The sequence below is a fragment of the Xylophilus rhododendri genome, assembly GCF_009906855.1.
GTDB classification, from domain to species: domain Bacteria; phylum Pseudomonadota; class Gammaproteobacteria; order Burkholderiales; family Burkholderiaceae_C; genus Xylophilus; species Xylophilus rhododendri.
In genome coordinates this window covers 4,087,118-4,099,337 of sequence record NZ_CP047650.1, presented here as the reverse complement: position 1 = coordinate 4,099,337, position 12,220 = coordinate 4,087,118, and the positions used below count along the sequence as shown (strand labels likewise).

The window sequence follows — 12,220 nt, the reverse complement described above, 5'->3', positions numbered from 1 at the left end:
GCTTCAGCCCACCATGCCGATTTCACCCAGGACGGGCAGGCGCAGGCCGCGCACCAGGTCTTCGCGGCTGCGCAGACGGCGTGTTCCCAGCTCCAGCAGCAGCGCGATGCACAGGCCCAGCAGCAGGCCGGCGACCAGGCTGGCGGCCAGGCTGCTGGTGACGCGCGGCTTGGACGGGATGCTCGGCGTCTCGGCCTGGCGCAGCACGGTCAGGTTGACCGCGCTGATGTTGCCGGCCATCAGGATGTCATCGTACTTCTGCGTGGCCGCGGTGTAGACACGCTCGGCGCCATCGAGCTGGCGCTGGTAGGCCAGCAGGGTGTCGCGCTGGGCCTTCTGCTCCAGCAGCTTCTTCTGGCGCACGGAAATCAGCCGCTCCACGTCGCGCTGCTGGCCGGCCAGCCGGTCCAGGTCGAGCCGGCGCGCGGAGACGGCCGAGCGCGTCTCGCGGGCCAGGCGGGCGCTGAGTTCGGCCCGTTCGGCGACCAGGCTGCGGCTGCGCGGATGGTTGGGGCCGAGCACCGAGCGGGCCTCGGTCAGGCGCCGGTCCACATCGCTCAGGCGCGCCTTGAGGTCGGCGACGGCGGGCTGGCTGCCGATCTCGGGCAGGTCTTCCGGCCGGCCGCTCTGCAGCATCGAGTCGATGGTGTGCTGGCGGCCCAGGGCTTCCTGGCGCTGGTTCTGCAGGTTGACCAGGGAGGTGGTCAGGTTGCCGATCTCGGCATTGGCCACGTCGTCGCGCTCGTTCACGTTCAGGATGCCGACCTTCTGCTGGTAGGCGGTCAGCTCGTCCTGGATGCGGTTGACCTCGGCGCGCAGCTTCTCCAGCTGCGCGTTGTACTGCTCGCTGCGCGAGCGCGCCGCGTTGGAGGCGATCTCGGCGGACAGCGCGATGTAGGAGCGCACCACCGCATTGGCATAGTCGCGCGCCTTGTCGGGCGAGTCGGCGGAATACGAGACCTCGATCACCCGGCTGGTGCGGCGGCTGACCGCCTGCGTGCTGTCGGCGATCGTCTTGACGAGCTGCGAGTAGGCCTTGTCCGAGCCGACCTTGGCGACCAGTTCGCGGTAGTCCGGCGAATCGCGCAGGTTCAGGCTGTCGACCACCCGCTCGGTGACGGCGCGGCTGCTCAGGATGTCGATCTGGGTGCTGAGGTAGCTCTCGTCCTGGCCGGCGGAGAACTGCCGGCCGCTGATCGGGTCGGCGGCCTTGTAGTCGACATACACGTCGGACGACGCGGTCCAGCTGCGCGGCACCACCATCAGCACCAGGGCGGTGGCCAGGAAGGTCAGCGCCGCCACGCCCAGCACCAGCCGGCGGCGGGCGCGGATCATCGCGATCAGCTGCGTCGACGACATGCCGGCGGGAGGTGCGTTGACGGTGGCCATCTAGAACAGGCTTTCGTTGACGTACACCGTGTCGCCCGGCAGCACCGGCTCGGCGATGCCGGCGCGGAAGGGCTGGTCGGCACCGTTGACGCTGCGGTGGATGTCGATGCGCTTGAGCGAGGCACGCAGGTTGGCGCCGCCGCCAAGGGCCAGGGCACGCATCACCGTCATGCCGGGCTCCATCGGATAGGCGCCGGGGCGGTTGACCTCGCCGTGGATGTAGAAGAGTTTCTTGCGCTCCACATAGACCACGTCGCCGGTGCGCAGCTCGGCGTCGAGCCCGCCGCGGCTGGCGCCGCCGGAGGCCGTGGCGTCGCCCAGGCGGATCGGGATGCGCCGGCCGCCATCGGCCGGCACCGCGTCGGGACTGGCCGGCACGTTGCCGGCGGCCGAGGCGGCCACGGCGGCCGGGTCGGCCAGGCGCAGCAGGGTGACGGTCTGGTCGGCGTTGTCGGTCAGGCCGCCGGCGGTGGCCAGCAGCTCCAGCACGGTGAGCCGGCCGGGAATCGTGTAGCGGCCGGGCTGGCGCACTTCGCCCAGCACCGAGACCAGCTGGCTGCGGATCTGCACCGCATCCACCGACACCTCGGGCTGCAGAAGGAAACCGCCCTTGCGCAGGCGGTCGGCGATCAGGGCGGCGGCGTCGCTGGTCGACAGGCCCGCCACCGGCACCTCGCCGATCAGGGCCACGGCCACCGAGCCGCGGTCGTTCACGCCGACTTCGGCCGACAGGTCGGGCTGGCCCAGCACCGTGATGCGCAGCACGTCGCCGCTGCCGATGCGGGCGTTGCTCACCGTGGAACTCGGCAAGGCCTGCGTCTGCAGCACGCCGGGCGCTGCCGGCAGGATGCCGCCGCGGCTCGCATCGGAAGGTACCTGGGCCCACGACGCGCCGCACAGCGCCAGGGCGCCGAAAGCGGCAGCCAGCAGGCAGCGGATGCGGAGCACCGGGCGGCGGCCCAGGGCGGGGAAGGCGCTCCAGCAGTTCGACATCTTTTTTGCTAAATCTGTTACGAATACAAACGGGTTCGCAGTGTACCAAGCAGTGCTGCATGAGCCCCCGTCTTTGCGGGGCACTCCCGCGCCATGCCGCAGTGCAGCATGCGTATGTATTTCCCCGCACGGCCAAAGCAGGCCGCGCTGGGGTAAGCTGCCGACCCCTTTTGTTGTACCCCTCCCCACTCGGGGCGACACACGCCATGACCCAGCTTTCCGCGGCCGAAGAGGCCCTGCGCGACGCAGCCCGCGACTACCACCGCCTGCCCACCCGGGGCAAGATCTCGGTGGAGCCGACCAAGCGCCTGGACAACCAGCGCGACCTGTCCCTGGCCTATTCGCCGGGCGTCGCCTACCCCTGCCTGGACATCCAGGCCGACCCGTCCAAGGCGGCCGACTACACCTCGCGCGGCAACCTGGTGGCGGTGATCACCAACGGCACCGCGGTGCTGGGCCTGGGCGACATCGGCCCGCTGGCCGCCAAGCCGGTGATGGAAGGCAAGGGCTGCCTGTTCAAGAAGTTCGCCGGCGTCGACGTGTTCGACATCGAGCTGGCCGAACGCGATCCGGACAAGCTGATCGAGATCATCGCCTCGCTCGAACCCACGCTGGGCGGCATCAACCTCGAGGACATCAAGGCGCCCGAGTGCTTCTACATCGAGCAGCAGCTCTCCAAGCGCATGAACATCCCGGTGTTCCATGACGACCAGCACGGCACCGCCATCATCTCCTCGGCCGCCCTGCTCAACGGGCTGGAACTGGTCGGCAAGAAGATCGACGAGGTGAAGATCGCCGTCTCCGGCGCCGGCGCCGCGGCCATCGCCTGCGTGGACGTGATGGTGGGCCTGGGCGTGAAGCGCGAGAACATCTTCATGGTCGACTCCAAGGGCGTGATCTACGAAGGCCGCCCCGGCAAGCTCGACGAATCCAAGGCCCGCTACGCCCAGAAGACCGAGGCCCGCACCCTGGCCGACGTGGTCAATGGCGCCGACGTGTTCCTGGGCTGCTCGGCCCCCGGCGTGATGACGGCGGACATGGTCAAGACCATGGCGCGCCAGCCCATCATCCTGGCCCTGGCCAACCCCGAGCCGGAGATCCGCCCGGAGCTGGCCAAGGCCATCCGCCCGGACTGCATCATCGCCACCGGCCGCTCGGACTATCCGAACCAGGTCAACAACGTCCTGTGCTTCCCCTACATCTTCCGCGGCGCGCTCGATTGCGGCGCCACCAAGATCACCCAGGAGATGAAGCTGGCCTGCGTGCGCGAGATCGCCGAGCTGGCCAAGGCCGAGACCAGCGACGAGGTCGCCGCCGCCTATCCGGGCGTGGAACTGGTGTTCGGCCCCGACTACCTGATCCCCACGCCCTTCGATCCCCGCCTGATCCTGCGCATCGCGCCGGCCGTGGCCCAGGCCGCCGTGGCCTCGGGCGTGGCCACCCGCCCGATCGAGGACATCGAGGCCTACCGCGAAACGCTGACCCGCTTCGTCTACAAGACCGGCATGTTCATGCGCCCGGTGTTCGCCGCCGCCAAGGTGAGCCCGCAGCGCGTGGCCTTCGCCGAAGGTGAGGACGAACGTGTGCTGCGCGCCGTGCAGGTCGCCATCGACGAAAGCCTGTGCAAGCCCATCCTGATCGGCCGCCCGGCCGTCATCGAGGCGCGCATCCAGAAGGCCGGCCTGCGCCTGAAGCTCGGCCGCGACTTCGAGAACGTCAATCCCGAGGACGACCCGCGTTTCCGCACCTACTGGGAGGCCTACCACGCCACCATGCAGCGCAACGGCATCAGCACCGAGGCCGCCAAGGCCGCCGTGCGCCGCAGCAACACGCTGATCGCCTCGCTGATGGTCAAGCTCGGCGATGCCGACGCCATGCTCTGCGGCCTGGTCGGCCGCTACGACCACCACCTGGAGCATGTGAGCCACATCGTCGGCCTGAAGGACGGCGCCCATGGCTTCGCCGCCCTCAACGCGCTGATGCTGCCGCAGCAGACCCTGTTCATCGCCGACACCTACATCAACGACACGCCCGACGCGGAAGAACTGGCCGAGATCGCCCTGGCCGCCGCCGAGGCCGTCAAGCGCTTTGGCCTGCCGCCCAAGGTGGCCTTCCTGTCGCACAGCAACTACGGCACCAGCACGCGCCCCTCGGCGCTGAAGATGCGCGCGGCCTTCGAGCGTTTCCGCGAACTGGCACCCGACATCGAGGCCGAAGGCGAGCTGCATGGCGACGCCGCCCTGTCGGCCAGCGTGCGCGCCGGCTCGGGCGTGGCCGACAGCCTGCTGACCGACTCGGCCAACGTGCTGATCTGCCCCAACCTGGACGCGGCCAACATCCTGTTCAATGTGCTGAAGACCACCAGCGGCCAGGGCATGACCATTGGCCCCATCCTGCTGGGCGCGGCCGCGCCGGTGCACATCCTGACGCCGTCCTCCACGGTGCGCCGGATCCTGAACATGACGGCGCTGGCGGCGGCCGAAGCGGCGGCGGCCAAGGCGGCCTGACCGGCCGGGCTGCGGCCCGGTCCACGAACGAAAGCCGCGGCATGCGAGTGCCGCGGCTTTTCTTTTGGATGTCAGCGAGGCGTCATGGGCAACAGCCAGCAGGCGGCATCGCCGGTGGTGCGTTCCGGCGCCAGCGCGCACGCCGCGGCGTCAGCCGTCCAACCGAGCCGCTGAATGATCTGGCGCAGGACATCGGCGTGATCGCGATGACGCTCCAGATCTTCGCTATCGGCCGGGAAGTGATGACAGAGCCGGTCGGCCGTGGCCGCCAGCAATACGATCTGTTCGATAAGCTCTTGCGCTTGGTGCAGCTCGGCGTCGGTGGGTCCCTGCATGGCTCATGCCTCCTCCTTGGGAAGAAGCCATTTTGTACCATATAAGCAGGTGCATAAACACTGCAATTACAGAACATTGCAGCGGATGAAATCCGCACAAGACAGCGATCTTCTCCAGGCTTTCGCCGCCGAGATACGGGCTCGCAGAACCGCGACCGGAGACAGCCAGGAAGCCCTCGCCTTCAAGGCTTCACTCAACCGGACCTTTGTCGCGAAGCTCGAACTGGCGCAGACCAGCCCTTCGCTCTCAACGTTGTTTCGGCTGGCGGCAGCCCTGCAGGTCGCGCCTGCCGAACTCGTCGGATCGGTGAGCCAGCGTTATCGACGACAGGCGTGATCGTCCAGGCTTCTTAAGCGTGCGCGTGTTTTTCCGACTCGACGGAAAGGCGCAGGCCAACCGTCTTGAGCACCGCCAGCAAGGTCTTGAGCGTGGGATTGCCCTTGGGCGACAGCGCGCGATAGAGCGCCTCCCGGCTGATCCCCGCCTCGTGGGCGACGGCGCCGAGGCCGCCGTAGGCCTCGGCCACGGTGCGCAGGGCCAGCAGGCCGGCGGCGCGGTCGTTGGGGTCGTCCAGCGACTCCATGGCGGCCTTGAGGTATTCGACCGCGACCTGCCGGTCGGCGCGCAGCTCGGCCAACTCCGCATCATGGTGGGACACCGCGTTCTTGAGTTTGCTCATGTCTGACTCCGTTTCCATTGCAGCCACATTTCCTTTGCCCGTGTGATGTCGCTCGCCTGGCTGGCCTTGTCGCCGCCGCACAGCAGCAGCACGACCGTCTTGCCATGGCGCCCGCAATACACGCGGTAGCCGGGGCCGATGTGCACCCGTAGTTCGCTGACGCCCTCGCCGACCGACTTGCAGTCGCCGAAGTTGCCGGTCTGCACCTGCCGCAGGCGGATGCGGATCCGCGCCTGGGCGGCCTTGTCGCGCAGGGCGTTGAGCCAGTCGCTGAAGGGCTCGTATCCGTCGTCGCGACGGTAGCGGAAAAGCTCGATCATGCCAGAAATCGTAGCTTATAAGCTACTTACCTCCGACCAGCCCGAACCACTTCGAGGAATTCTTACGGGCGGAAGCAGAAAGCGGGGCCGGCCGAATCCCCCCGGACCGGCCGACCCCGCCTCTGTGAAAAAAGCCGGGCTTACTGCGGCGTGATGTTGTTGTCCTTCACGAACTTGGCGTAGTCCGCCGATTCCTTCTTCAGGAACTTCGAGAAGTCCTCCACCGAGCCGCCGGCGATGTCCAGCGCGATCTCGCCGATCTGCTTCTTGACGGCCGGGTCGGCCAGCACCTTCTGCATCTCGGCATTGAGCTTGGCCACGATGGCCGGCGGCGTGCCGCCCGGGGCGGCCATGCCGATCCAGGTGATGGAGTGGTAGCCGGGGATGCCGGCTTCGGCGATGGTGGGCACGTCGGGCAGGCTGGCGATGCGTTTCTCGGTGGTCACGGCCAGCGGGATCAGCTTGCCGCTCTTGGCGTAGGGCACCGCCGTGGGCGAGGTCTCGAACATCAGGTCGATCTGGCCGGCCAGCAGGTCGGCCAGGGCCGGGGCGCCGCCGCGGTAGGCGACGTTGACCATCTCGGTGCCGGTCATGCTCATGAAGAGCCGCGCCGCCACGTCCTGCGCGCCGCCGACGCCGGAGGTGCCGAAGTTGACCTTGCCCGGGTTGGCCTTGGCATAGGCGATCAGTTCCTTGACGTTCTTCACCGGCAGCTTGGGATTGACGATGAGCACCGCCGGCTGGTCGGCCACGCGGATGACCGGGGTCAGGTCCTTGTTGGGATCGAAGGGCAGCTTGGCGAACAGGTGCTGGTTGGCCGCATAACCCGAGGGCGCGACCAGCAGGGTGTAGCCGTCCTTGGGCGCCTTGGCGACGAAGTCCATGCCGATGTTGCCGCCGGCGCCGGAGCGGTTGTCCACCAGCACCGGCTGGCCGAGCGCTTCGGAGAGCTTCTGGCCGACCAGGCGGCCGACCATGTCCACGCTGCCGCCCGGCGGGAAGGGCACGATCAGCTTGATCGGCTTGTTGGGATAGTCGTCGGCGAAGGCGGGAGCGCAGAGGCAGGCGATGCTCGCCGCGGCGAGGGTCAGGGACCGGAGGAAATTTTTCATGACAAGAGGTCCAGGTGGCAGTTGGAAAGAGCGGCTGGCTCGCGCAGGCCGCGGTTTCTGAAATCTCGTCTCCTCTTCGCTCCGCCGGTGTGGTGTTCTTATCGGCGCGATCTCTCTGGCTGTGCGGTGTTCAGGCCTTCCAGCGTGTTTCGTGCCAGCGCGTCGCGGCCTGGAAGGCACGGGCGATCTGCATCAGCAGGGCGTCGGCGCCTTCGGCTGCCGCGATCTGCAGGCCGATGGGAAGTTGCTGCCCGTCCAGGCCCAGCGGCAGCGACACGCCGCACAGGTCCAGCAGGTTCACCACCCGCGTGTACTTCACCGGCGGCTTGCCATGGTCGATGTCGGCGAGCGCGGTGGCGGTGTGCGGCGTGGCGGGCGTGACGAAGGCGTCGAAGCGGCTCAGCACCTCGGCGATCTCGCGCTTGAGGGCGTCGCGCTTCTGCAGCGCCTTGACGTACTGCACGGCCGGGATGGCGGCGCCGGCCAGCAGGCGCGGACGCACCGCGCCGTCCATGGCCAGTGCCGGGTTGGCCGCCTGCTCGCCCCAGAAGGCGGCGCCCTCGGGCAGCATGATGGAGGCGGCGATGTCGGCGAAGCCGTCGAAGGAGCCGGTCAGCGTGATCGGCTGCAGGTGCGCGCCGGCCTGCCGAAAGACTTCCAGCGCCGCGTCGTAGGCCGCCAGCACCTCGGGCTGCACGCCCTGCAGGTCGGCCCGGCCCAAAAAGCCGATGCGCTGGCCGGCCAGGCTGGCGGCCGGCTTCTCGGGCTCGCCCGACAGGGCCGCATAGGCCAGGGACGCATCGGCGGCCGTCTGGGTGAACAGGCCCACGCTGTCGAGTGTGGTACTGAGCGGCACCACGCCCTGGGTGCTGAGTTTGCCCACCGTCGGCTTCAGGCCGGTGATGCCGCAGAAGGAGGCCGGCATGCGCACCGAGCCGCCGGTGTCGGTGCCGATGGACAGCGGCACCATGCCCGCGGCCACCGCCACCGCCGAGCCGCTGCTCGATCCGCCCGGCGCACGGTGCACATCGCGCCCCCAGGGATTGCGCGGCGCGCCCATCTGTTCGTTGTGGCCCCAGGCGCCGAGGGCGAACTGCACCATGTGCGTCTTGCCGACGATGACCGCGCCATTGGCCAGCAGGCGCTGGGCGATCCAGGCGTTCTCGGTGGCGGGCCGGTCCAGCATCGGCCAGCCGGCGCTGCTGGCGCGGCCGATCAGGTCGACGTTGTCCTTGATCGCCACCGGAATGCCCTGCAGCGGCCCGAGGTGGATGCCGGCGGCGATCTGCCGGTCGGCGGCCTCGGCGGCCAGCAGGGCTTCCTCGGCATACACGGCGACGAAGGCGTGCAGTTCGCCATCGAGCGCCTCGATACGGGCCAGGCTGGCCTTGACCAGGTCGACCGAGCTGCAGCGGCCCTCGCGCAGCCATTGCCCCATTTCGGCGATGCCCGGAAACCCGTCGGAAAAATCGGCGCCGGTATGGGCGGAAGGCAAGGCGCTCATGCCAGTCCCATGGCTTTCTTGATAATCGCCGTGGTGCCCATGACGTCGGGATATTTCTCGCCCGCATCCAGTCGCCGCAGCGTGATCTTTTCATCGGCCTGCATCTGGATCGCGCGTTTGGCGGCTGCCTCGATATCCTCCGGCGGCAATACCAGGATGCCGTTCTCGTCGGCCAGGATGGCATCGCCCGGATTCACCGCCACACCGCCGCAGGTCACCGGAATGCAGAACTCTCCGCCCAAGCCAAGCGACTTGACGGTGACCGCCGAGGTGCCCTTGGACCAGACCGGCACGCCGTACTGGCGCAGTTCGCCCAGGTCGGTGACCAGGCCGTCGACCACGAAGCCGGCCACGCCGATCACCTTGGCCGCATAGGCCAGGGCGCCGCCCATGGAGGCGATGGACATCTCGCCGCAGCGGTCCATCACGATGATGTCGCCCTTGCGCGCCTGGCCGATGGCGTAGTGGACCATCGAGCCGTCCATGCCCGGCACACGGATGGTGACCGCGGTGCCGACCACCCGACGGTCCTGCTGGTGCGCCTTGATGTCGGGCGACATGAAGCCCGTATAGCGGAAATGCCCGATGACGGCGGGCTCCGCCTGCACCAGCAGTTCGAGCAGGGCCGGATCGACTTGGGGCGGCAGGGATTTGAGTACGAACACGGCGCGGCTTTCAGGAAATCAAAACAGGCCGCCACGCTATCAGCCGGCAGGCACGGCAGCAAAATTGATTATTCAAAAGCGGCTTGATAAAATAAATGGATGACCCGTTTTACCCTGCGCCAAATCGAGGCCTTTTATTGGTGCGCAATGCTCGGAACGGTGCATGCCGCGGCCCAGCATTTACATATCAGCCAGCCGGCCGTCTCCACCAGAATCAAGGAATTGGAAGACGCGCTGCAACTCACGCTTTTCTCGCGCAGCCACCAGCGCATCGAACTCACGGCGGCGGGCCGCAAGGCCCTGTCCTATGCCGAGCGTTTGCTGCGTGCCGGGCATGAACTCCAGCAGTTGGGCGGCAGCACGGTGCCGCTGCAAGGCGTGCTCCGTTTTGGTGCGGACGAGACCGGCGCCGCCGTCGCCGCCACCGAGCTTCTGAGGCAGATCAAGCTGCTGCACCCCGCGCTCAAGGTGGAACTCAGCCTGGAGGTGAGCAAGGTCTTGCGCGAAAAGCTGGCCCGGCGCGAGATCGACCTGGCCCTGCACGGCACCGCGCTGCAACGGCCGAACGTGGTCGACGAGCTGCTCGGCCATGTCAGCCTGACCTGGATCGCCGCCAGCGGCTTCGATGCCGGCCCGGCGCCGCTGACGCCCGAGCGGGCGGTGCTGCTGCCCATCGTGACCAATCCGGCGCCGTCGATATTGCACGGGCTGGTCAAGGACTGGCTGCATGTCTCCGGTTATGAATTCAACAGTTTCAGCTCCTGCAATTCGATTGCCATGATTATTCGGCTGGTGCAATCGGGACATGCCATTGCGGCATTACCAGTACCCGTGGTGGCCGAGGCGCTGAAAAACGGCCTGGTGCGGCGCATTGAAACCCGGCCGCCGGTGCCGAGCATGCCGTATTACATATCCTATCTCGACGACAAAATGAATTCGGGTATTCAGGATATTGTCGCGCTGGTCAAGAGCATTTTGATTTCGGCGGATTTCTTCGCCGAGCTTGCCGCCCAGCCCTGAGCGCGTTTGCCCGCGCGGCGCAAGAACGCGTGGGACAGCGCCGCTTTCCGGCGAAGCGGCCCATGCGCGGCGGATGCTCTGCCTATGATGGCTCGCCCCCCCACCGCTGCCCTGCGACCGCCAGGGCCGGCCCGACATCATCAGGAGAGATATCCATGGCGCGTTTCACCGGCCGCTCGGTTCTGGTCACCGGCAGTTCCCAAGGCATTGGCGCAGCCTGCGCCAGGCGCTTCGCCAAGGAAGGCGCCAACGTGGTCATCAATGGCCGCAAGGAGAGCGAGGAAACCAAAGCCTTGTTGGCCGAATTGCAGGCCATGGGCCAGCGCTGCGTGTTCGTGGCCGCCGATGTCGGCACCGCCGCGGCGGCCGCCACGCTGGTGGCGCAGGCGGTCGAGGCGATCGGCGTGCTCGACGTGCTGGTCAACAACGCCGGCGTGGAGCGCAGCAGCGATTTCTGGGACACCACCGAGGAAGACTACGACCTGGTGATGGACACCAACGTCAAGGGCCCCTTCTTCGTCACCCAGGCCTTCGTGAAGCACTGCCGCGCCGCCGCCAGGAAAGGCGCCGTGGTCAACATGAGTTCGGTGCACGAGGAGCTGGCCTTTCCGCATTTCGCCTCCTACTGCGCCAGCAAGGGCGCGATGCGCATGCTGACCCGCGACCTGGCCAACGAACTCGCGCCGCTCGGCATCCGCATCAACAACGTGGCGCCCGGCGCCATCGCCACGCCGATCAACCGCCACCTGATGGATACGCCCGAGCTGCTGCGCCCGCTGCAGGCCAAGATTCCGCTGGGCCGGCTGGGCCAGGCGGACGAAGTGGCCGCCCTGGTGGCCTTCCTGGCCAGCGAGGAGGCCGCCTATGTCACCGGCAGCACCTACTTCGTCGATGGCGGCCTGTCGGTGAGCTACAGCGAGCAATAAGCGCCGGTCGCTTCCGCCTGGTCTAACGGCTGCCGTGCGAGCGTGCACGGCGACGGGTTCCGACGACCCTGCGGTCGCGGCCCATCTCCAGCAGCCGGGCCACCGGCAGCGCATTGCCGGTGCGGGCATAGCGCCCGCGGCAGGGCGTGGACAGGACGCCCAGCTCCAGCAGGCGATCGATCGCGCGGGTCAAGGTGTTTTCCGACGGATCGTCGAGTTCGGTGCGCAGTAGGTCCATCAGCTGCGGACGCGACAGCAAGCTACGGTCCGATGGCAAGACATGCCGGTTCAGCGCCTCCAGCAGCGGCTGGCCGATGGCCGTGGAGCGCCGGCGAGGCAGGGGCACGGGCACGGTCGGCATGGAGCACGACAGGGTCCGCGGCACCGGCAGCTGCAGCGGCCGCCCGGCCCGCGGCACCGGTACCCGCACAGGCTCGTTGCCGGAGCTTGCCGGCGAACGAGGCTGCGCGGCGGCGATCACGGTCTGCAGCTCATCGGCCGACAGGTTGAGATTGCGCGTGGCGAGCACCCGCCGCAGCGCGTCCTCGGTCCATGGCCGGTCGGCCATTCCGGCGTTGCCGATCTGGCGAAGCAGGGCATTGAGCATGCGCCTGGCACCGAAGAGCGACACGGCAGGGCCGGCCGGCACACGCGGCTGCGACCAGCTGGACGGCGCACTGGAAGCGCCCAAGGAAGAGGAGACGTCTTCGCTCATGCGCTGCAGGGCATCGAGGGCGTTCGTGGAATCGCCTGGAGAAACAGGCGGTGA

Annotated in this window: 13 protein-coding genes; 4 read left to right on the top strand and 9 right to left on the bottom strand. The window is 68.0% G+C overall.

Annotated features, from left to right (window positions below; all coding sequences use genetic code 11):
* Window positions 1-3: 3 nt before the first annotated feature.
* Both GT347_RS18915 and GT347_RS18910 read right to left on the bottom strand, forming a co-directional pair.
* Window positions 4-1,359 (bottom strand): GumC family protein, encoded by a 1,356-nt coding sequence (locus GT347_RS18915; protein ID WP_229722378.1) that lies wholly within the window; start codon window positions 1,357-1,359, stop codon window positions 4-6.
* 30 nt (window positions 1,360-1,389) lie between these two features.
* The gene (locus GT347_RS18910) at window positions 1,390-2,382 is read right to left on the bottom strand and encodes an SLBB domain-containing protein (RefSeq protein ID WP_160553680.1); all 993 of its coding nucleotides are present in this window, start codon (window positions 2,380-2,382) and stop codon (window positions 1,390-1,392) included.
* 206 nt (window positions 2,383-2,588) lie between these two features.
* Between GT347_RS18910 and GT347_RS18905 the strand changes: the two genes are divergently transcribed.
* A complete protein-coding gene (locus GT347_RS18905) occupies window positions 2,589-4,889 on the top strand; it encodes an NADP-dependent malic enzyme (protein ID WP_160553679.1) in 2,301 nt (766 codons plus the stop codon).
* Window positions 4,890-4,960: 71 nt separating this feature from the next.
* Here GT347_RS18905 and GT347_RS18900 read toward each other — a convergent pair whose 3' ends face one another.
* Window positions 4,961-5,224 (bottom strand): hypothetical protein, encoded by a 264-nt coding sequence (locus GT347_RS18900; RefSeq protein ID WP_160553678.1) that lies wholly within the window; start codon window positions 5,222-5,224, stop codon window positions 4,961-4,963.
* An 85-nt stretch (window positions 5,225-5,309) separates the two neighbouring features.
* Between GT347_RS18900 and GT347_RS18895 the strand changes: the two genes are divergently transcribed.
* Window positions 5,310-5,561 (top strand): helix-turn-helix domain-containing protein, encoded by a 252-nt coding sequence (locus GT347_RS18895; RefSeq protein ID WP_160553677.1) that lies wholly within the window; start codon window positions 5,310-5,312, stop codon window positions 5,559-5,561.
* A 13-nt stretch (window positions 5,562-5,574) separates the two neighbouring features.
* Here the strand turns inward: GT347_RS18895 and GT347_RS18890 are convergent, their stop codons facing one another.
* The 5 genes from GT347_RS18890 to GT347_RS18870 form a co-directional block, all read right to left on the bottom strand.
* Window positions 5,575-5,904: an addiction module antidote protein gene (locus GT347_RS18890; RefSeq protein WP_160553676.1), complete on the bottom strand. Its 330-nt coding sequence runs from the start codon at window positions 5,902-5,904 to the stop codon at window positions 5,575-5,577.
* A complete protein-coding gene (locus GT347_RS18885) occupies window positions 5,901-6,224 on the bottom strand; it encodes a type II toxin-antitoxin system RelE/ParE family toxin (RefSeq protein WP_160553675.1) in 324 nt (107 codons plus the stop codon). The genes GT347_RS18890 and GT347_RS18885 overlap by 4 nt, the downstream gene beginning before the upstream one ends.
* Window positions 6,225-6,364: 140 nt before the next feature.
* Window positions 6,365-7,336 carry a Bug family tripartite tricarboxylate transporter substrate binding protein gene (locus GT347_RS18880; RefSeq protein WP_160553674.1) on the bottom strand — a complete coding sequence of 324 codons (972 nt, stop codon included), beginning with the start codon at window positions 7,334-7,336 and terminating at the stop codon, window positions 6,365-6,367.
* A 130-nt stretch (window positions 7,337-7,466) separates the two neighbouring features.
* Entirely contained in the window at window positions 7,467-8,840 is a 1,374-nt protein-coding gene (locus GT347_RS18875; protein WP_160553673.1) for an amidase, read from the bottom strand.
* Entirely contained in the window at window positions 8,837-9,505 is a 669-nt protein-coding gene (locus GT347_RS18870) for an RraA family protein (RefSeq protein WP_160553672.1), read from the bottom strand. Before GT347_RS18870 ends, GT347_RS18875 begins: the two co-directional genes overlap by 4 nt.
* 99 nt (window positions 9,506-9,604) lie before the next feature.
* On the opposite strand from GT347_RS18870, the gene GT347_RS18865 reads away from it, so the two are divergent.
* The gene (locus GT347_RS18865) at window positions 9,605-10,525 is read left to right on the top strand and encodes a LysR family transcriptional regulator (RefSeq protein WP_160553671.1); all 921 of its coding nucleotides are present in this window, start codon (window positions 9,605-9,607) and stop codon (window positions 10,523-10,525) included.
* A gap of 155 nt (window positions 10,526-10,680) precedes the next feature.
* Window positions 10,681-11,451, top strand: a complete 771-nt coding sequence (locus GT347_RS18860; protein WP_160553670.1) for an SDR family NAD(P)-dependent oxidoreductase — start codon at window positions 10,681-10,683, stop codon at window positions 11,449-11,451.
* Window positions 11,452-11,473: 22 nt separating this feature from the next.
* On the opposite strand, the gene GT347_RS18855 is transcribed toward GT347_RS18860, so the two are convergent.
* Complete coding sequence (locus tag GT347_RS18855; protein WP_160553669.1) at window positions 11,474-12,166, bottom strand: hypothetical protein; 693 nt, start codon at window positions 12,164-12,166, stop codon at window positions 11,474-11,476.
* Window positions 12,167-12,220: the final 54 nt, after the last annotated feature.